19 protein-coding genes and 1 tRNA gene are annotated in these 19,906 nt (G+C 61.5%); 7 read left to right on the forward strand and 13 right to left on the reverse strand.

Annotation, left to right across the window (positions count from 1 at the left end; all coding sequences use genetic code 11):
- Positions 1 to 79: 79 nt before the first annotated feature.
- A tRNA-Arg gene (locus AB8A23_RS22590) sits at positions 80 to 156 on the forward strand.
- Positions 157 to 202: 46 nt separating this feature from the next.
- Here AB8A23_RS22590 and AB8A23_RS22595 read toward each other — a convergent pair.
- A complete protein-coding gene (locus AB8A23_RS22595) occupies positions 203 to 1,126 on the reverse strand; it encodes a hypothetical protein (protein WP_439058173.1) in 924 nt (307 codons plus the stop codon).
- Positions 1,127 to 1,401: 275 nt separating this feature from the next.
- On the opposite strand from AB8A23_RS22595, the gene AB8A23_RS22600 reads away from it, so the two are divergent.
- The 3 genes from AB8A23_RS22600 to AB8A23_RS22610 all read left to right on the forward strand — a co-directional run bounded on the left by AB8A23_RS22600 (position 1,402) and on the right by AB8A23_RS22610 (position 2,474).
- On the forward strand, positions 1,402 to 1,713 hold the full coding sequence (locus AB8A23_RS22600) for a pilus assembly protein PilZ (protein ID WP_089267262.1): 312 nt from the start codon (positions 1,402 to 1,404) through the stop codon (positions 1,711 to 1,713).
- 159 nt (positions 1,714 to 1,872) lie between these two features.
- A complete protein-coding gene (locus AB8A23_RS22605; protein WP_093759133.1) occupies positions 1,873 to 2,091 on the forward strand; it encodes a hypothetical protein in 219 nt (72 codons plus the stop codon).
- Positions 2,092 to 2,195: 104 nt separating this feature from the next.
- Positions 2,196 to 2,474 (forward strand): hypothetical protein, encoded by a 279-nt coding sequence (locus tag AB8A23_RS22610; protein WP_439058172.1) that lies wholly within the window; start codon positions 2,196 to 2,198, stop codon positions 2,472 to 2,474.
- Here the strand turns inward: AB8A23_RS22610 and AB8A23_RS22615 are convergent.
- Entirely contained in the window at positions 2,443 to 2,682 is a 240-nt protein-coding gene (locus AB8A23_RS22615) for a hypothetical protein (RefSeq protein ID WP_439058171.1), read from the reverse strand. The genes AB8A23_RS22610 and AB8A23_RS22615 overlap by 32 nt on opposite strands.
- Positions 2,683 to 3,179: 497 nt before the next feature.
- Here AB8A23_RS22615 and AB8A23_RS22620 point away from each other — a divergent pair, with 497 nt between their 5' ends.
- Complete coding sequence (locus AB8A23_RS22620; protein ID WP_439058170.1) at positions 3,180 to 4,379, forward strand: MFS transporter; 1,200 nt, start codon at positions 3,180 to 3,182, stop codon at positions 4,377 to 4,379.
- Positions 4,380 to 4,383: 4 nt separating this feature from the next.
- Here AB8A23_RS22620 and AB8A23_RS22625 read toward each other — a convergent pair whose 3' ends face one another.
- The gene (locus AB8A23_RS22625) at positions 4,384 to 4,836 is read right to left on the reverse strand and encodes a hypothetical protein (RefSeq protein ID WP_089267260.1); all 453 of its coding nucleotides are present in this window, start codon (positions 4,834 to 4,836) and stop codon (positions 4,384 to 4,386) included.
- 402 nt (positions 4,837 to 5,238) lie between these two features.
- Here AB8A23_RS22625 and AB8A23_RS22630 point away from each other — a divergent pair, with 402 nt between their 5' ends.
- Positions 5,239 to 5,598 (forward strand): GrlR family regulatory protein, encoded by a 360-nt coding sequence (locus AB8A23_RS22630; RefSeq protein ID WP_439058169.1) that lies wholly within the window; start codon positions 5,239 to 5,241, stop codon positions 5,596 to 5,598.
- A 9-nt stretch (positions 5,599 to 5,607) separates the two neighbouring features.
- On the opposite strand, the gene AB8A23_RS22635 is transcribed toward AB8A23_RS22630, so the two are convergent.
- Both AB8A23_RS22635 and AB8A23_RS22640 read right to left on the reverse strand, forming a co-directional pair.
- Positions 5,608 to 8,289, reverse strand: a complete 2,682-nt coding sequence (locus AB8A23_RS22635) for a PAS domain S-box protein (protein ID WP_439058168.1) — start codon at positions 8,287 to 8,289, stop codon at positions 5,608 to 5,610.
- Between the two features lie 102 nt (positions 8,290 to 8,391).
- Positions 8,392 to 10,503 carry a PQQ-dependent dehydrogenase, methanol/ethanol family gene (locus AB8A23_RS22640; RefSeq protein WP_439058167.1) on the reverse strand — a complete coding sequence of 704 codons (2,112 nt, stop codon included), beginning with the start codon at positions 10,501 to 10,503 and terminating at the stop codon, positions 8,392 to 8,394.
- A gap of 312 nt (positions 10,504 to 10,815) precedes the next feature.
- On the opposite strand from AB8A23_RS22640, the gene AB8A23_RS22645 reads away from it, so the two are divergent.
- Positions 10,816 to 12,384, forward strand: a complete 1,569-nt coding sequence (locus tag AB8A23_RS22645; protein WP_439058166.1) for a long-chain-fatty-acid--CoA ligase — start codon at positions 10,816 to 10,818, stop codon at positions 12,382 to 12,384.
- Positions 12,385 to 12,393: 9 nt separating this feature from the next.
- Here AB8A23_RS22645 and AB8A23_RS22650 read toward each other — a convergent pair whose 3' ends face one another.
- The 8 genes from AB8A23_RS22650 to AB8A23_RS22685 all read right to left on the reverse strand — a co-directional run bounded on the left by AB8A23_RS22650 (position 12,394) and on the right by AB8A23_RS22685 (position 19,897).
- Positions 12,394 to 13,194, reverse strand: coding sequence for an NUDIX hydrolase (locus tag AB8A23_RS22650; protein WP_439058165.1), 801 nt, complete (start codon positions 13,192 to 13,194; stop codon positions 12,394 to 12,396).
- Between the two features lie 161 nt (positions 13,195 to 13,355).
- A complete protein-coding gene (locus tag AB8A23_RS22655; protein WP_439058164.1) occupies positions 13,356 to 14,312 on the reverse strand; it encodes a dihydrodipicolinate synthase family protein in 957 nt (318 codons plus the stop codon).
- Positions 14,313 to 14,381: 69 nt separating this feature from the next.
- On the reverse strand, positions 14,382 to 14,834 hold the full coding sequence (locus AB8A23_RS22660) for a GNAT family N-acetyltransferase (protein ID WP_093758833.1): 453 nt from the start codon (positions 14,832 to 14,834) through the stop codon (positions 14,382 to 14,384).
- Positions 14,835 to 14,850: 16 nt separating this feature from the next.
- The gene (locus AB8A23_RS22665) at positions 14,851 to 15,729 is read right to left on the reverse strand and encodes an SDR family oxidoreductase (RefSeq protein WP_439058163.1); all 879 of its coding nucleotides are present in this window, start codon (positions 15,727 to 15,729) and stop codon (positions 14,851 to 14,853) included.
- Between the two features lie 141 nt (positions 15,730 to 15,870).
- Complete coding sequence (locus AB8A23_RS22670; RefSeq protein WP_439058162.1) at positions 15,871 to 16,731, reverse strand: MaoC/PaaZ C-terminal domain-containing protein; 861 nt, start codon at positions 16,729 to 16,731, stop codon at positions 15,871 to 15,873.
- 143 nt (positions 16,732 to 16,874) lie between these two features.
- Complete coding sequence (locus AB8A23_RS22675; protein ID WP_439058161.1) at positions 16,875 to 17,264, reverse strand: Zn-ribbon domain-containing OB-fold protein; 390 nt, start codon at positions 17,262 to 17,264, stop codon at positions 16,875 to 16,877.
- On the reverse strand, positions 17,264 to 18,412 hold the full coding sequence (locus AB8A23_RS22680; protein WP_089267251.1) for a thiolase domain-containing protein: 1,149 nt from the start codon (positions 18,410 to 18,412) through the stop codon (positions 17,264 to 17,266). The genes AB8A23_RS22675 and AB8A23_RS22680 overlap by 1 nt, the downstream gene beginning before the upstream one ends.
- A 1,047-nt stretch (positions 18,413 to 19,459) precedes the next feature.
- On the reverse strand, positions 19,460 to 19,897 hold the full coding sequence (locus AB8A23_RS22685; protein ID WP_068730674.1) for a DUF1489 family protein: 438 nt from the start codon (positions 19,895 to 19,897) through the stop codon (positions 19,460 to 19,462).
- Positions 19,898 to 19,906 lie beyond the last annotated feature (9 nt).

Raw genomic sequence — 19,906 nt, forward strand, 5'->3', positions numbered from 1 at the left:
CCCCGACGTTAGGCAAAACCGCTGCGCTCCCCATCGCGGGGCTAGCTTTTGCGACTTTCGCCGCTATGGTGCCGCCGTCGCACTCGTAGCTCAGCTGGATAGAGCATCGGATTTCGATTCCGAGGGTCGGGCGTTCGAATCGCTCCGAGTGCACCATCACAGGTGCCCTTAAACGCCTGTGTCCATTCGGCTTTTCCAGAGACTAGGCGCTCGCTTCGCGCTCGATCGTCCGCAGCCGCACGAATGCCGCCCAAGCTTGGGGAAACTCGGCACTCTTGGCATCGATGGCCATCAGAGCCCGAAGGGCCTCTCGAAGTTCGTCCAGCGAAGGCCGCTGAGATGAGGTTCCCGCTTTGGACTTTACCCAGAGATCTTCAACCGATTTTGCCAGCACCAACGCCTCGGCATTCGTTCGTTTCTGCACATGCTTTGCCAACACGTGGTCCGGCGGAAAGACTGGCCACGCGGTCGGCGGCTTGTCGGCACGCCAGTTGGATTCGGGGCCGGGCGTGGTTTTGAATGTCTGGTTTCCCGATTGCTGCCCGCCCGAGCCGGGTTGGCCTGCCAGACGGCCGAGTTGTTGCTCGGTCGTCCCGGCCGGTCCACTGCCCGCGGGCGATAGTTGCGATGCCTTATCCGTAAGCACTGACGGATCGGCTGTCGGCAGCGTCTTTTGAACCAGCTTGATCGCCTGGAGCGCACTGGGTGATATGCCGATCTTCTGTTGAGCCAGCTTCTCTTCTTCTTCAGAGACCGGACAAGCCTTGTACGCATCGTGCCGTTGCGCGATCTCTCCATCGTCGTCGATACGCGCAAAGTCGATGGCGACCGTGTAAACGAAAGCTCGATGCCCGGTGTAAGCTCCCGATTTGTCCTTGGCGTTCACGCTGCCGCAAACATATTTCCTGTTATCGACCTGGACCGACCGCAAGCCATCGAATTGCGCAGATGACGGATTGAGCAAGAGTCGCGTGACTGCAGCACGCGCCTTCGAGTTATTGGTTGTCAGGATGGCATCCAGCGCATAGTCGGGCCGAATGAAGGACGGCTGATAATAGAACACGGATGCGGCCGCAAAAAACGCTGCACCTACGCCGGCAGATATCAGGGCAGCTGGCGTGTTCATGCAGTAACGTGCTCCGCCGAGGCCCTTCAACAAGCCATGGATTCCACTTTACATTGCACCAGCTTGTAACCATTCCGTTAACGCGCACCTCCACAACCGCCGCGTCTGAAACCCGTCGTTGCGGTTGCACGATTCAACCGAATAAGGCTGTGCGCCGCGGCGCTCATTCAAAACAGCATCTCGATGGCGTGCTGAACCGCAAAGCCTGCCGTCAGCGGCATTTACCAGCCGTTACCACCATCCAATTTAAATTCCCCGGCGCCAAGGAAGCGTCGATGACCCCTGAAAAACCAAATGCTGGCCGCGTCGCGTTCGAGCGCGGTTTCCCTGTCTGGCTCATGGCCATTGACGGCACATGGCGCCGCAGCTGCCGCATCATGGACGTGTCCGAGACGGGCGCACGCCTTATCGTCGAGAGTTCGATCGAGGGCATCAATCTCAAGGAATTCTTCCTGCTGCTGTCGTCCACAGGACTGGCGTTCCGTCGCTGCGAGCTGGCCTGGGTCAATGGCGAGGAAATCGGCGCGACATTTCTGCGACAGGGCGCCAAGAAGAAAGCCGCTCGGCCGGCTGACACCGAATCCTGACATCCCTGCGACCGTTTCCGGAACCTGGCACCCGACACGCAGCGGCTGACGCCCCTCCACGGATCTGCCCAACTTTGCGGCAGGAACATTCGCGCGCCCGAACTCTTGTTGTCCCGTGAACAGTTGGGTGCGTTTATCCGTTTGAACCCGGGAGCCACCGTGAAGAATTTTTCCCATGCCGCGTTTCCACCAGACACAATCTCAGTGATGAAACAAGCGCTGGACGGGGCTGTTTCAACGCTGCCGCATCCCGTCAACTCCGCTCACGTGCAATCCATCGCCGAAAGCATCCTGCGCACCACAAGCGAGGGTGAACGCGATCCCACAATGCTCCAGACCATGGCGCTGCTGGAATTGCGGATTACCCAGCGGGACTGACGGCCGACCGATCATCACGACCTCGTGGATAACGAAAGTGGGGCTTGCTGCAGCGCAACCAGATGCCATATTCCGCGTTATCGCCTCATCACGGAGGTTGCCGCATGCCCTACGCGCTGTTTTCAAATTCGGTCAAAGTCAGCAAGGCCTTCCCCAGTAAATCCGATGTCTGGCGGCATGCCGTCGAGAGTGGCTTGGTGATGGAAGTCGGCCTGGGCGAGGAAGATCCGCCGCGTCGTCTTCTCGATATCGGCTATGCGATCCACGCATGTGCTGCCGATCCAGGCGAGAAATCGGCCGCGACAGGCATGAGCGAGCACGACATCAGCCAGATGATTGCCGCCTGTCAGCTCAATCAGCGGTCCGCAGCCGCCGCATCGTAAATTCAATGTCGCCGTCTGGCAGCTCGCGCCAGCGCTCAACTTCGCTCATGTAGGCTTGCTTCGGGAACCGATCCAGAAACGCCCGCGCCGTCTTGCGGGCGTTCTCGCGCGGCTGTGTGAAGCTCTCGCGCACATAACCGTCATCGATGGCACGCCGCTGCTGGCGCGCGGCCATTCTCTCCGCCAGATCGCGCGGTGTTCCCGACATTGCTGCTACTCCGGACACAAGCAACGTCTGATAGATTGTCACGGATGACCGGCAGATCAAGCGTCATGTTTCACGGCGCGACAGGTTTGCGCTCAGAAGAAAGGGCGCACCGATTACTCGGCGCGCCCCTTCCCTGTTCTCGCTGAACCAGGCGCCGAGACGCCCTTCCGAAGCTCAAAGAGTGAGCCTAGCGGGCGGCCTCAGCGAGGTGACAGCGCTTGGAATTAGACACTGGACCACCTCCTTTCATTGTTCGTGACAGTCTGAGTATAGGAAAGATTCGCGCCGTGTTAAGGGGCGCGATCCATACGAGCCATGCAATCTCGCACAGGGCGCGCGAGCCAGCCGCCGTTGTGAAGGCTTGGCCATGCATGCATCATCTTTCTCTGCTGTTGCTCCGCGCATCACCTGAGCGAGCATTGGACAGCGGTAAAATCAATCAAGGACGGAAGCGACCGTTGGGCTTGCCCCACCTTGTCCATTAGGTCCCTTCCCCGATGTCCAGCAATCTCGACGCCCGGCCGAAAGGCGTGATGACGCGTCGCGCTGCCATTATTTTTCAGATCGCAACGCTCGGCACTGTCGCTATGTTCGCCAGCGCACCGACACCACTCTACCGGATCTATCAGGACCACTGGCACCTCTCGCCGGTCATGGTCACGACGGTGTTCTCCGCCTATGCGCTCAGTCTGCTGGTTGCGCTGCTGACGGTCGGGGGATTGTCGGATTATATCGGTCGCCGGCCCGTGATGTTCTCGGCGCTGATCCTGAATGTCGTGGCGCTGCTGGTTTTCATTACGGCAGATTCCGTCGTGGCACTGATCACCGCCCGCACCATTCAGGGATTTGCAACCGGCATTGCCTTCGGCACCATCGGTGCTGCCATGCTCGATCTGAATCGCGCGCACGGATCGCTGATGAACAGCCTGACGCCTGTAACGGGCACAGGGATCGGCGCGTTGCTATCCAGCGTACTCGTCAGCTACGCGCCAATGCCGACCCAACTGGTCTATCTGCTGCTCCTCGTAGCAACGCTCATACAAGCCATTCTGCTGTGGTGGATGCCGGAAACGGTTGCGCGTCGTCCCGGCGCATGGGCGTCGCTCCGACCGATCGTGACCGTACCGCCTCACGTACGACAACCCTTGACCCTGGTCTCGCCGGGCAACGTTGCCGTCTGGGCGTTGGGCGGATTCTACTTGTCGCTGATGCCCTCGCTGCTCCGGCTCATCACCGGATCGAATTCGCCTCTCCTTGGTGGACTCGCCGTGACAGCGCTGACCTTGAGCGGTGCCGCCTCGATGCTGGTGGCACACAAATGGCCTGGCACCACCATTCTGATCCGCAGCATGGCGTGTCTTATTCTCGGCGTGCTGATCACGCTGGGCGGGGTCTACACACAAAGCGTCCCACAACTATTGGTCGGCACGGTCATTGCCGGTTTTGGCTTCGGCGCCGGATTCTTCGGTAGCATCCGGACCGTTGTGCCGCTGGTCCCCGCGCATGAACGCGCTGGATTGCTCTCGGTAATTTTCATTATCTGCTATCTCGCCTTCAGCCTGCCGACTATCGTCGCAGGCTTGGCGATCCCGACGCTCGGCCTGCCGCTCACGCTCGATATCTATGGCGCCGCGGTCATTGTCCTCGCGGCGATCTCGCTGATCGCCGCGCTCGCATCGGTCCGCCGGGCGTTGTGACCAGCTACGTCATGCTACCTGGCATGAAACAACGGATCACTGTGCCGGACGACCCCTGTATCGGCCACACCATGGTGCGACCGACGCGGTTCGGCACCGTGATGACAGCTTCGTCCGGTACGTCGAGCCACATCCCGTCGATCCGCACCTTGTAGTGTCCACTGTTGGATTCCCAATCCACATCGCTGACGGCGCTGCCGTCTGCATCGGAACAACACGGACCCTTGCCGCTGCGCAGACTATCGAACCAGGCTTTCAGATCGGGGCTGGTATTGGCGAATTGTCCGCGATCGCGCGCAGCGACCGATTGCATCAGCGGCACTGATAACAGAACCGCAATACACAAGGTTGGCGCTCCCAGCTTCAGCCAGCCTGCACGACGCCGGACGCGTCGATCGTGAGAGATAGTAGTTGGCGAACACGGCGCGTCGGCGCCGGAAGTCATCCAGTCGCTCATTTGCTTGCTCCAGCCCCCGGCCGGCACAATGATGTTCAGGTTTGTCGCGGGCAAAGTACCCGCCTCTTCCGTAGTCACTCACGCAAAGCGCATCATACGACTATCGAAGAACGGCTGCGCTTCAACTTCGCGACAGACGCCCAATCAAACGATAGGCGATTCTCCATTAGCACCGGCAGGCTCTCTTCGCACTGCAGCGAATTTGTGGTGATAACTTCAATGGCAGAGGTATTTAAGAACGCCCTCGTCGCGAAGTGCCAAGGCGGCAAGCGAGCGCACCTGCGTCACTCGGTCTTTCGCTCGTGCACCAACAGCGCCCGCGAATGCGTTGACGTTGGTATACGGTCTTTGCAATACTTCTGATTGCGCAACCAAGGGACGGGTTCGCGCCATCGGGCTATTATGAAGAATGGACTCTACTCGATCCATGTCGAGCTTCTCGACGGGCGTTCAGGCAAGGGCAGCGGTGTTGTAACCTTTCGCGAAGGCGAACTGCTCGGCGGCGACGCGTACCTGTTCTATGTCGGTACCTATGTTCTCAACAAGGAAGCCCGCACCTTCAAGGGCGAGGTTTCCGTCATGCAGCACACGCCCAGCCCTGACATGAGTCCACTGTTCGGCGGCCAGAGCCAACCGGTCGGTATCGGTCTGTCGGGTACTTTCACGGATACGTCGGCGACGATGAACGGCACAGCGCTCGTCGGCAAGCACAGCCAGATATTCCGCGCGACACTACGCAAGCTTGCGGAATTTCAGCAGTAGCAGCGTTTACTATTCCGCTGCCATCTCCAGCGGCGCGACGCGCGGCAGGATGATCTGGATGCGCGTTCCCTGCCCCGGGTCAGACTGCAGATGCAGACGACCACCGAGGCGGCTGGTGACGATGCTGTAGACGATGTGCAGGCCCAGGCCCGTGCCACCCTGATCCCGACGCGTCGTGAAGAACGGGTCGAAAGCACGCCGCCGGACCTCCGGGCTCATGCCGACGCCGTTATCCGCGAAAAGAATTTCCACATGATCGTTGCCGGCTTCCTGCACCTTGATCTCGACCGAGCCACCATTGCCATCGGGAAATGCATGAGCGACGGAATTGAGGAACAGATTGGTCAGCACCTGACCATACGGACCCGGATAGCTGTTCATCGTCAGTCCCGGCTTGCAGTCGACCGAAAGCGCCAGTTTCTGTTTTCGTAATCCCGGCTTCAAACTCATCACCACCTGCTCGGTGAGATCGGCGAGATCAAAGACGCGCTGGTCGGAATAATTGCGGTCGGCGGAAACCTGCTTGAACGACTGGATCAACTCAGCCGCGCGATTGAGATTGGCGACCAATTGTGCCGCCGCGTCGCGGTTGGACTCGATGAACTCAGTCAGGGTCGAGCGGCGCAGCTCGCCGCGCGCAACCTCCTCGCCGAACAGCGCGATCTTGCGTTCCAGCGATGACGCCACGGTCAGGCTGATGCCCACGGGATTGTTGACCTCATGGGCCACACCGGCAACCAGCCGCCCAAGCGCCGCGAGCTTCTCCGCCTCGATCAGCGAATTCTGCGTCTCACGCAGATTGCGTAGCGCTGTCTCAGCGGCATCCTTGGCCTTGAGCATCTCCTGCTCGCTGCGCTTGCGCTGGCCGATATCGAGCGCCACGGTCACGATGTTCTGGATATCACCATCGGTCGTCAGCAAAGGCAGCTTGTTGACCAGCCACTGCCGCATCACACCGGCAGCGTCCTTGTACTCTTCCTCGTAGAAACCGAGGCCCTTCCTGGTCGCCAGCACCATCTTGTCAGGCGAGTCGGTCTTCGACGCGCCAAAGCGCATCATCAACTCGCCAGTTGTTTTCCCGATCGCCTCACCGGGCTCGATGCCGAAAATTCCCGCCATGTAGCGGTTCATCAGGACGTATCGCAGATCGGTGTCTTTTACGTTGATGACGGCAGGAACGGTATCGATGACCTGCTGCAGCAACCTGCGACCTTCCCTGATTGCGGCTTCGGCATGTTTCTGGTTGGTGATGTCGCGGACTGTTCCCTCATAGCGCACAACCTCGCCATTCTCGTCGCGGACCGCCGTGGCGCTGTCGGACAGCCAGAGGACCGTGTCGTGCCGTTGACGGACCTGATACTCGAATTCGCGCACCATTCCGTCGCTTGCCATGCGCTGCTGATACTCGGCGCGCGCCGCGGGATCGACATAGATGTTGCGCGAGATATCCAGCGTGGCGCGGATCAGGTCTTCCGGTGAATCATACCCCATCATCCGCGCCAGTGCCGGATTGGCATTGAGCAGCGCACCTGCCGGCGTCGTCACATAGATGCCGTCGACGGATCCTTCAAACAGCTTGCGATAACTCTCTTCCGCCAGCCTCTGCTCGGCCAACGCATGCAAGGCCGCCTCGCGCGCGGCATCGGCATCGACCAGCGTCTTGCGGAACACCTCCGCGGCGCGCGCGATGTCACCGATTTCATTCTCCAGATCCATGGCCGGGATCGGCGTGTGCTTGGCGCCACCAGCTAGCGCACGGATCGACTTGGCAATCGCCTTCAGCGGCTTCACGATCCGCCGCACCACGAACAGTGCCGCCAACAGCCCGACCAGAACGCCCGCCGTGCCAAGGATGATGCTTTGCCATCTTGCCTCGGTCAGCGTGCGCGCGAACTCACGCGACAGGACGCGGCCGCGACGGGCGCTAAGCTCGCGCAACAATTCGGTCACCCGCCCGATTAATCGGCCTTCGGCGCCAAGCACATCCCTGTCGAGATCGGCGATCTCGCTCTCGGTTTCCGAGATCGAGATGATTGCATCGGTGTAGGCATCGGCGGCCGCACGAAGCGCGGGCGTGCTGATCGGCAGCGCACGCATGCGCTGGGCGGCCTGCTCGGCTCCGATCGGATCGCGCGCCAGCAAAGCCGCCGCGATCTCGTTCTGCGCCCGGAACATGGCTTTGGCGGCATTTGAATTCGTCACATCCGGAACGGCGTTCTCGAATTGCTCGCGGAGCGGCGGGAGCGTCGCCAGCATAGCGGAGCGACGTGCGATCAGCGATGAGACGCGCTCAATCCCTTCGCGGTACTTGGTCAACCGCGCGTCGACACCGTCGATCATGTCGCGCTGCTCGGGCGCAAGCTCGATCCGGGTCTTCTTCAGGAGATCGCCGAGCGCCGTGGCAGCCTGCGAGACCTTTTCCGGCTGTGCGTCGGGATCGGTGACGAAATCGCGTGCTGCCAGCCGCAGGCTGATCAGGCGGCGGTCGATGTTTTCGGCCAGATCGCCGACGCTCTGCAGCCGCTCAAGCTCGGCGAAGGTATTGTCAATATGACGGATCGCAACCACGCTGGCGATGCTGGTGATCAGGATCACCGTCAACACCAGCAGGAACCCGCTGAAAGTCAGCTGGCCGATCGAGAGCGAGGACGATCGGACCCGCTGAAAGAATGCCGCAATGGCAGAGGACATGGTTGTGGGACCGGACTTCAGAGCGTCCCAATATATCCCGACTTCAGCCGCCGGGGGAACATGCTGGACGGCCCGATCGGGCCGAACCGTCCAGCATGGTGTTTATTTCGGCCTAATCGCGTCGGCTGTACCCTGGATGAAGGCCTGGATCTTAACCACATCCGCTTCCGTGAGCTTGCCGGTAAAATCCGGCATCCCCTTGTCCTTGAATGGCCCGTTGAACACGATGTCCTTCAGGTTGGTGATGGTCTCGGTGGAGACATAGCCCAGGTTGGGCACATTGCCGCCCTTGTCCACGCCGGGCACGCCGTGGCAGGTCGCACAGGCATTAACGTAGATCGAAGTCCCCTCCGGCACGTGAGCGGGATCGTATTTGACCCCGGTCAGCAGATTGCCGATCTGGTACTTGGTAAAGGCTGGCAACGGCGCCTTGCCGCCAATGGCAAAGGTGTAGACCGTGCCGGGCGCCTCACGATCGGTGGCGCGCTGGGTGATCCCGAACACGCCGCCCCACCCGACCGCCACCGAGACGTATTGCACGCCATCGACCATATAGGTCGCAGGTGCGGCCACCACGCCGGTGCCGACCGGCGTCTCCCAAAGCTTCTCACCTGTCTTGGCGTTGTAGGCGATGAACCGGCCGTCCGCGGTCCCTTGGAACACGAGATTGCCGGCCGTCGTGAGCGTACCGCCATTCCAGGGCGCAATGTATTCAGCGCGCCATGCTTCTTTCTGCTTCACCGGATCCCACGCAATCAGGCGACCGAATGGCGGGTTCTTCGGCGGCTCGGCATTGAGCGAGAAGCCGACATTCCAGCCCGTGGTGCCGCCGAACTTGTTCTCCGCCGGCGCATTCTGCACCAGCGCCTTCTCGCCCGTGAGGTTCAAAGGCACACCCTGCGCCGGCAGATAGACCAGCCCGGTTTGCGGATTGAACGACATCGGATGCCAGTTATGGGCACCGAACGGTCCGGGAATGCTGTCGAAGGATTTGTCCGGCGAGCGGGCTTCCGGCACCTCGATCGGTCTTCCGCTGGCGTCGTAGCCGGTGGCCCAGTTTACATCGACAAAGTTCTTGGCAGAGATGAACTTGCCGTTGGTGCGGTCGATGACGAAGAAGAAGCCATTCTTCGGCGCGTGCAGCACCACCTTGCGCGGTGCGCTGTCGATGGTGAGATCGGCCAGGATCATCGGCTGCGTCGAGGTATAGTCCCAGTTGTCGCCGGGCGTTTCCTGATAGTGCCAGAGATATTTCCCGGTATCGGCATTCAGCGCGACGATCGAGCCGAGATAGAGATTGTCGCCGCCTCCCGGACTGCGCAGATTGCGATTCCACGGCGAGCCGTTGCCGGTGCCGATATAGACCATGTTCAGGTCGGGATCGAAGGTGATCGTATCCCAGGCCGAGCCGCCGCCGCCATTGACCCAGTATTTGCCGGCCGGATCCCAGGTCTTCGCCGCGGCAGCCATCGAATCGTCCTCGAACGGCTTGGCCGGATCGCCGGGCACCGTGAACCAGCGCCATGCCTGATTGCCGGTCTCAGCGTCATAGGCCGTAACGTAACCGCGCACGCCATATTCGGCGCCACCATTGCCGATGACGACCTTGCCGTTGAACACGCGCGGCGCGCCGGTGATCGTATAGGACATCTTGCGGTCGATGACGGTGTCCTTCTCCCAGACCTTCGTGCCGGTCGCGGCATCCAGTGCGACCAGCCGGCCGTCATAAGCCCCCACGAACACCTTGCCTTTGTAGAGCGCGACGCCGCGATTCACGACATCGCAGCAGCCACGATAGCCCTTCTCGCGATCTACGCCGGGATCGAAGGTCCATAGCCGCTTGCCGGTCCGGGTATCGACGGCATGCACCACGCTCCATGGCGCCGACACATACATGATGCCGTCCACCACAAGCGGTGTCGCTTCGACGCCGCGGATGGATTCCAGATTGTAGGTCCACATCAGGCCGATATCTTTGACGTTCTCGGCCGTGATCTGATTGAGCTTGCTGAAGCGCGTCTCGGCATAATCGAGGCCGTAAGTCGGCCAATCCTTGGACGTCGCCGTATTGGCCGTGATCGCTGCACTATCGATTGCCGATGTAACCGCTTTGATATGATCCGGTGTGCCCTTCGTCTGTGCGTTGGCGGCACCGCCTAACAACGTCGCGCCAAGCGCAGCTGCGATGGATGTTCGGAGCCAACGGTGCAGCATTATGTGTGAGTTAAGTGTCCCGTTGAAAAATGGACGCGAAGACGCGCCCCGACGAGCAAGCTGTCTCATGCATTTCACTCCCAATGGCCTCTGGCGGGCCTGTCGCGATGTTACGCGCAGGAGTTGAATCGTCAACAGATGAGAACAGTTCCAGATTTTTCTCTGACGCGTTTTGCATCGCAAAGCTCGCGCAAATCCTTTGAACCATCTGGTGAGATATAAGCGATTGGCTACGCTTGCCCGCCCCTCACCCATCGCTATGATCGCGCTACAGAGATGCACGCAGCATCCGCAATACCAAGGGGAAGCGCCATGAATATCACGCAAGGCCTGCGCCGTGCGCTGCAGACCAGCCCGCAGACGATAGCCACCATCGACGGCGATCGCCGCCGAACATGGCGCGAGGTTGGTGACCGTGTTGCCCGCCTTGCGGGTGCGCTGCAAAAGCTTGGCGTCAAGCACGGCGACCGCGTGGCGGTGCTGATGCTGAACTCCGACCGCTATCTCGAACTCTATCTGGGTATCGCCTGGGCCGGCGCTGTGATCGTGCCGACCAATGTGCGCTGGAGTCAGGCCGAAATTCTCGACTCCCTGCTCGACTGCCGCGCCAGCGCGCTGGTCGTCGACAGTGCCTTCGCCGCCATGGGCGTCGAACTCGCCAAGGCCATGCCGCTCACGCTGGTCTATGCGGACGACGAAAAGGGTCCCGCGGAAGCGCATAATTACGATGAACTCGTCAAGTCGACAGAGCCGGTGCCGGATGCGATGCGGACACGCGAGGATCTAGCAGGTATCTTTTACACCGGCGGAACGACAGGCCGCTCCAAGGGCGTGATGCTGAGCCACGGCAATATCATGAGCAACTCGCTGCACATGATGAGCGAAGGCCTGCTGCCTTACGGCTCGGTCTATCTCAACGCCGCACCGATGTTTCACGTCGCCAATGGCGGCGTGATGTTCACCTCACTGGCCTCTGGCGGCACCAATGTCATCGTCCGGATGTTCAATCCGGAGTTGGTGATGCAGACCATCGCCCGCGAGAAAGTATCGGCGACGTTGATCGTTCCGACCATGATCCAGATGCTGGTCGATCACCCCACATTCGCATCGGCCGATTTCTCCTCGCTCAAGCTGATGATGTACGGCGCCTCGCCAATCAACGAAGCGCTCTTGAAGCGCGCGATGGCCGGAATGCCCGATACCGAATTCCATCAGCTCTATGGCATGACCGAACTGTCACCGCTGGCGACGCATCTGCCGTGGGATCAGCATATCGGTGAGGAAGCCACTGCCAAGAACCGTCAGCGCGCCTGTGGCCGCGCGGCGATCGGCTGCGAGGCCCGCATCGTCGACGCCGATCGCAATCCTGTGCCGAATGGCGAGGTCGGCGAAGTCGCCGTCCGCGGCCAGAATGTCATGATGGGCTATTGGGAGCGCCCCGAAGAAACTGCGAAGGCCGTCATCGACGGCTGGATGCACACGGGCGACGGCGGCTACATGGACGACGAAGGCTATATTTATCTCGTCGACCGGGTGAAGGACATGATCATCTCCGGCGGCGAGAACGTCTACTCTACCGAAGTCGAGAATGTCGTTGCTCAACATCCTGCCGTAGCGCAATGCGCCGTGATCGGCATTCCCGACCCGCAATGGGGCGAGACCGTGCACGCCTTCGTCATTCCAAAACCCGGTGCGGGTGTCAATGCCGCCGAGATCATCGCTTTCTGCAAGGAGAAGATCGCCGGCTACAAGTGCCCGCGTAGCGTGGACGTGCGCAGCGAACCGTTTCCGCTGTCGGGTGCGGGCAAGGTGCTGAAACGCGAGTTGCGGCGGCCATTCTGGGAGAATGCCGCCGCGGCGCCGCAAGCCAAAGCGGGATAGACCAGCGCGCTATGGCGCGCCGGTGAGTTCGAACACCTCGCCGTCATAGCCGGCCTCGATCGGAATCCGTAGCTGGCGCTTGTCGCCATCGCGCGTGACGATGGGCGTGACGCTGACGATCGTGGTGCGGTTGGCGTCGTCGAGTGCCCCCGCGACGCTGGGCTGCTTACCGAGCTTGATGAGATTGCGCGTGGTCGGGAACGGCAGCGTGAAACGGCCCGATGCGCCGCCTTCCAGCGCTTCGCGCGGCGACAGCCAGATCGAGTCCGTGGACTCCTTGCCGTCATGCATGCCGACCTGTTCGGGCGGCGCCTCGGCGAGGAAGAACCAGGTGTCGAACCGCTTCTTCATGCCTTCCGGCGTGATCCAGTGTGCGTAGGGCACGAGCAGATCGAGCGCGAGCTCCAGATCGTTCTCGGCGATGATATCGGCGAATTTGACCTTGCCCTCGTTCAGCGCGTCGCGATGCTGATCAGCGATGGCGCTCGCCTTCGTCGCAGCGATCAAGTCGTTCGAGCCCCGCGGCCGCGCGAGCAGAATGCGGCTTTCCTCGAAGGTCTCGCGGATCGCGGCGATACGGAATGCCAGCATATCGGGATCGAGGCCCCGGCCGCCGCTATAGAGCTCGGACTGTGTGCCGATCTCGCGATCTCCGGCATCGACGCTGCCGCCAGGAAACACCAGCGCCCCCGATGCGAATTCGATCTGATAGTGCCGCACCATCATGAAGACGTCGATGGCGTCGGTTGCACCCTTGCGCAGCAGCAGGATGGTGGAAGCAGGACGCACAACGCCGAGCTCGCTTGGCATTCAGTTTCTCCCTGATCGGCATTCTTTGATGCCTGTTGTGCCGGCGATCGCCGACCTCTCGTTTGTCATGCCCGGACTTGGTCCGGGCATCCATCTTCTACTTGGCAACCCTGAAGATGGATGGCCGGGTCAAGCCCGGCCATGACACTTCTGGGGAGTTATTAACCCGCAGCGCTCGACTGCGGTGCGATGTTCGCGCGTTTGTCGTAGCGCGCGACGCGCGAGAGGAGATAATCGACCTCCGCCTTCGCCTGCGCCGTGATCGCCACACCCGGCTTGCGCTGCGCGCTTGATGCAATAACGCCGCGCTTCTGCAGCACGTATTTACGAACGGCGAGACCGATGCCGAGCTGCTGCTCGTAGCGGATCAGCGGCAGATGCGCGTCGAACAGATCATGTGCCTTGTCGCGCTCACCCTTCTTCTGGAGATTGACGACGTCGATCAACAGCTCAGGGAAGGCATAACCCGTCATCGCGCCATCAGCGCCGCGTTCCATTTCGAAATCCAGGAACACGCCGCCATTGCCGGTGAGGATCGAGGTTTCGCGCAAGCTGCCGTCCTTCTGGAAGTTGCGCAGCGCGGTGATCTTCTCCAGGCCCGGCCAGTCCTCGTGCTTCAGCATCACGCAGGACTTGGAGTCCATGATGATCTTGCGGATCACGGCGGGGGTCATGACCACGGTGAGGGTCAGCGGATAATCCTGCAGCACCCACGGCACGTCATCGCCAATGGCATCCACCGCCTGCTTGAAATAGTTGGTGATCTGGTCGTCGGTGCGCAGATGCGGCGGCGGGGCGATCATGACGCCGGCAGCGCCGGCATCCATCGATTTCAGCGCCAGCGAACGCATGGCGGCGAAACCGGGGGCGGAAACGCCGACGATGATCTGCATCTTGTCGCCGGCGCGCTTGATGAAGCGGGTGGCCACGGCCTCGGACTCGGCCCCTTCCAGCTTCGGCGCCTCGCCCATGATGCCGAGCACGGTTACGCCATCACAGCCGACCTGGGCATAGAAATCCGTCAGGCCGTCGATCGATTTGTCGTCGATGCGGCCGTCGTCGAGGAACGGGGTCGGTGCGATGGCGAAGGTGCCGGCGGCTTTGGCGGTCAGTTTCATGGTTACTCTCTGGATATTGGCGCTTGGAACGGACATTCTGGCCGGACACTATCATCCATCAACAAGGCTTCAAAGTGCGAGAGACAGCTTCGGAATGCATCGCCCCGGTATCGAGCCGGACGCGACCGTTCCCGCATCCACCGCCCCCTCACGGCGGTAAAACCCGGCTGCGCCCGGATCAGCCTCAATGATCATGACCACGGCACCCACTTGGCGCGCTGCTGCCTTTGCCCAGTCCAGCAGGATACGCCCTGCTCCTGATCGCAGTTGATCCGGCTCGACGAACAGTCTGTCGAGCTGGGCGACTTCGCCCGCGATCCTGACCTGAACCATGCCGATCACGCGTCCGTCGCGGACGGCGACCTGAAGTAGCGAGCTGCCAAAAGTCTCAGGCGTCAGCGTGAGTTCATCACGGCACGCCGCCATGAAGGCAGCGTCATAGCCCCAGACGGCCTTGGAGCGCAGGCAGAGTTCGGTCAGCGCTGCGGCCTCGTCGGGATGCGCGCCGCGAAGCGTGAGCATCCCTGAGGTCATGGACCTAGAACCGCCGCGCGCCGTGTTTGGTATCTTCCTCCGAGAAGAAGATCTCGCCGGCATGAGTCACCACGTCCTGCGCACTCCAGCCGTCATGGGGCGGTTTCCAGCCTTCCATTTCCATCATCTTCATCTCGCGGACGCCGCGCGGGCCGGATACGCCGAGCACCTTGCCGGTCCGGCTCCCTGAGAGGTCGCTGACCATGTAGAGCACCGCCGGCGCGATGCCGTCCGGACCGAGCGCGGCGCCGGGATTCTCGATATAGCGCGGCAGGTCGGCGGTCATGCGGGTCAGCGCGCCCGGCGCCAGCGTCCAGACGCGGATATTGTATTTGCGGCCTTCGATGGCCAGTACATTGGACAGGCCCCAGATGCCGCCCTTGGCTGCGCCGTAATTGCTCTGGCCGAAATTGCCGATCAGGCCGGAAGTCGAGGACGTGTTGACGATGACGCCGCCGCCGTTTTCCTTCATCCATTTGAAGGCCGGCTGGGTGACGCAGAATGTGCCTTTGAGATGCACCTTCATGACCTTGTCCCACGCTGCCTCGGACGCCTTGGCGAAGGTCTGGTCGAGCAGGATGCCGGCATTGTTGACGAGGATGTCGACCTTGCCGAACGCGTTGATGGCATCGTCGAACACGGATTGGCCACCGGCCATGGTCGAGATGTCGGAGCCATTGGCGACGGCTTTGCCGCCTTCCTTCTTGATGGCGTCGACGACCTGCTGCGCCATCGAGAGATCGGAGCCTGAGCCATCGCGCGGGCCGCCGAGATCGTTGACCACGACGGATGCGCCTTCGCGTGCGAACAGCTTTGCGTAGGCTTCACCGAGGCCGCCACCGGCGCCAGTGATGATGGCAACCTTGCCGTCGAGAAGACCCATGGCACGCTCCCTGTATTTTTATGATTTTGTTTTTTGTTTTGCTCCGTCATGGCCGGGCTTGACCCGGCCATCCACGTCTCACGTTTTGACCAAGACGTGGATGCCCGGGACAAGGCCGGGCATGACGTCGAGAGGATTGAGTTACGCCAGCACCGTCCTGCCGCTCTTGATCACGGTGACGCCGCGTTCCTTCACCTTGGCCTCGAACGACACCACGTTGCCGTCCTTCCACAGATCCATGCTGACGGTTTCGCCGGGAAACACCGGCGACGAGAACCGCACCGCATGCTGCTTGAAGGCGGAGGGATCGTAATCGGCATAGGTCTGCAGCACGCCGCGGCAGGTGATGCCATAGGTGCACATGCCGTGCAGGATCGGCCGCGGGAAGCCGGCGCGCTTGGCGAATTCCGGATCCGAATGCAGCGGGTTGCGATCGCCGCACAGGCGATAGATCAGCGCCTGATCGGGCCGCGTGGTGATATCGACGGTCTTGTCCGGCGCGCGCTTCGGCATCGCATGCGGCTCGGGCTGGCCTTCGGACTTGCCACCGAAGCCGCCATCGCCGCGCGCAAAACGTGAGGCCACGAGAGTCGCCAGCGCCTCGCCAGCTTCATCGCGCAGGATGGTCTGGTGCAGGATCACGGCACCCTTGTCGGCGCCCTTGTCGAACACGCCGAGCACACTGCTATCGGCGGTGATCTTCGCAGCCACCGGCAGCGGCTTGTGGAAGGTGATGTCGCGCTCGCCATCGACAACCAGCAGCTTGTTGAGGTTCATCTCGCCGGGGCTTGAACCCCAGGCCGCGACCGACGCATAGGTCGGCACGACTTTCAGCGGACGCGGCGTGTAGGTGCCCTCGTTGACGAAAGCGAGTTCACGCTCGTCCATCGGATCGGCGCCCATGCCGATGCCATAGGCGTAGAGCATCACTTCGCGATCGGTCCAGGCATACTTCTGGCCGATGTTCTTCATCGCCATCAGGGCTTCGTAGTTGATGGGCATTTGAGCTCGCTCCCGATTTTCTTGCTTGTTGGGTTTGTCCCGAACTGTCATCGCCCGGCTTGACCGGGCGATCCAGTACAACAGGCCTTTCGGCGTTTACTGGATCACCCGCTTTCGCGGGTGATGACAGTTTGAGTGTGTCGCTACACCGGCGTGAAGAACGGCAGCGGCGCGCCGTCGGTGGGCTTCCACACCAGTTTCACCTTCTGGCCGATCTTCAGACTGCCCGGATCGCAGTCGACGATGTTGGTCTGCACCGAGGGGCCTTCCTTCAGCGTCACATAGGCGATCACGTAAGGACCGGTCGCCGATTTGCGCATGTGGCTGTAGGTGTAGATCTCGCCCTCGCCCGACGACTGCTCCCATTCGGTCTTGTCGGAGAAGCAGAACGGGCAGATCGCGCGCGGGAAGAAATGCGCTTCGCCGCAGGTCGTGCAGCGCTTGATCATGAACTTGCCATCCTTGGCCGCATCCCAGAACGGCTGCGATTCAGGATTGCCAGCGGGCGTCGGATACTTCTTGGCTTCAGTCATTACACGCGCTCCAGAATAGCGGTCGATGCGGCGTGACGTACGCCGAGCAGGCCTCCGGTGCCGTGGGCGATCGCGAGATCGCAATTCGGCACCTGCACCTTGGGATGGGCTTCGCCGCGCAGCTGGCGCACGGCTTCGAGAATCTTGGTCATGCCGCCGCGATTGACGGGATGGTTGCTGCACAGGCCGCCGCCATCGGTGTTGAACGGCAGCTTGCCGACGCCCGAGATCAGGTTGCCGTCGGAGACGAACTTGCCGCCGTCGCCCTTCTTGCAGAAGCCGAGGTCTTCGAGCTGCATCAACACGGTGATGGTGAAGCTGTCATAGATCGACGCATACTTCATGTCCTGCGGCGTCACGCCCGCTTCTTCGAACGCGCGCGGACCGGACCACACGCCGGCGGAGTAAGTGAGGTCGAGATCTTTGCCGCCGCGCGGACCCTTCATCGCCTCGCCATGGCCGATCAGCCGCACCAGCGGCTTCTTCAGGCTCTTCGCAATCTCGGGCGTGGTCACGATCATCGCGCCACCGCCGTCCGAGACGACACAGCAATCCATGCGATGCAGCGGATCGGAGATCATCGGCGAGTTCAGCACGTCCTCGACGGTGACGACGTCCTTGAGCATCGCATGCGGGTTGTATTGCGCGTGATGCGAGGCTGCGACCTTGATCCAGGCGAGCTGTTCGCTGGTCGTACCGTAGTCGTGCATATGACGCATGGCACACATGCCATAGGCATTGTGCGTGGTCGCACCATAAGCGGTCTCGAAATCGGCTTCAGCGCCCTGCAGACGCGGCGGCATCGCGCCGGTGCGTGGCTTGCCGGCCAGTGTGACGAGTGCGATCGAGCACTTGCCCGCAGCGATCGCCTGCGCGGCATGGCCGAGATGGATGATGTAGGAGCAGCCGCCGGTCTCGGTGGAGTCGACGTGACGCGGCTTGAGGCCGAGATAGTCGACCATCGGCCACAGGCCCCCTTGCGCATCGCCTGCGCAGAAATAGCCGTCGACATCCTTATGCGTGAGGCCTGCATCCTCGAGCGCACCCTTGGCGACTTCGGCATGCAACTGCGCAATGGATTTATCCGGCGCGTGCCGGGTCGGGTGTTCGTAGATGCCGGCGATATATGCCTTGCCCTTGATGCTCAAACGTCTCTCCGATTGGTGTTTCGTCCCAGTTCAGTTTTTTGTGACCTTTCACGGCAGCCTTGGCAAGCGACAACATTTCACGCTGCGGACGTGAATTTCACAGAGCGGAATGGATGCAACACAGCCGGGAGCTTTTTCGCCAGTGATTAAGCTGTTTACCAATCTGGTCAGCGAGCTCTCACAAAAGCGGAGGTCAGGATTTCCGGAAGTGGTGGGCTGGACGGTGCCGACGACAGCGCGCGTTACGCGCAGGCCGCGACGTTCGATGCGGATTCAACTGTCAAACAGCCCCGCTCTTCAGACATGCGTTATCGCCCCCATTGTTTGCGGCGCGGGGGCGCCGTCGTGCTTTGCATTCCCGCCCCCTTGTGAGAGGGCGTGCGGAACGCCAGGTGCCCGTTGCACCCTTGGGCCTGATGCGATGCGGTCTTCCGCAATTGAGTGTGCATCAGGACTTTCGGAGGCGCCGAGCAAGTGCCCGACGTTCCGCCTGCGGTGTTTTTTCGGTTGCCTGCACATCTGCCATGGCGAACGGTCCCATCACCAAAATTAATGTCCCAGGGCGGAGGGACAGGGTAGCCGCAAAGCACTTGGCCGAACGCGTTTCGACTTGGTCGTCCGTCACACTGTCCAGGGGTCTGTCCATCCCAAGGTCGGCCGTCTCCTTGCCAGTGGCAGTGCTGGCGCAGATCCGTCCTGCCCGAAGACAGACGTCACCCCCAAACCGCGTGACGCCGCATCTCCGGCGTCCACCGCATCCCACCCCGCGAACGTGACGATCGCGATCGCCCCTCTCGGTGGGGCAGGACGGAGGGGAATATAAACCTGATGGGGATGTTGTCAACGAGAGATAGGAAAAAATGTTCGGAGCGCCCCAAACTGTCATTCCGGGGCGGGACCGGCGCCGCAGGCGACGGGACCGAGCCCGGAATCTCGGCATGTTCAGCGGAAAACACACCGGGATTCCGGGTTCGCGCTCTGCCGGCTGCGCCGGCGACGCACGCCCCGGAATGACGAGTATGGGCGGAATGACGAGCGAGCCCTGCCCTACAGCAGCCCCAATTCCCGCAGCTCGCGCCGCATCGGCTCCGGCATTGCCTCGATACTCGCGGCAGCCTTGCCGAGATCCGGCGGGGCGTCCTTGTCGGTGAGATAGCGCCAGCCCTGGAACGGGCGCAGCGGGCGCGGCGCGACCGTGACCGGTTTCGGCTGCATCACCAGGCGACAGCGGTTGATACCGTCGCTGTCGCGGAACGGTTCGATAGCGAGAATTTTCTCACGCAGCGCGATCTCGCCCTTGATCACCCAGTAGAGCGAACCGCCATCGAGCAGTTCGACATCGCGTTTCGGCACCATGCGGGTGATGTGGATGTGATGCTGAGGTGCGCCGCGCGCTTTTGCTGCGCGCATCCGTTCGGAGAGATAGCTCTTGAAATCCGCGATGGATTCGCAGCCGACGGCGAGCTTGATGAGATGCAGGGGCATGGGTCAGAA

It is taken from the genome of Tardiphaga sp. 619_E2_N8_4, assembly GCF_051810905.1.
In the GTDB taxonomy this organism is placed as follows: domain Bacteria; phylum Pseudomonadota; class Alphaproteobacteria; order Rhizobiales; family Xanthobacteraceae; genus Tardiphaga; species Tardiphaga robiniae.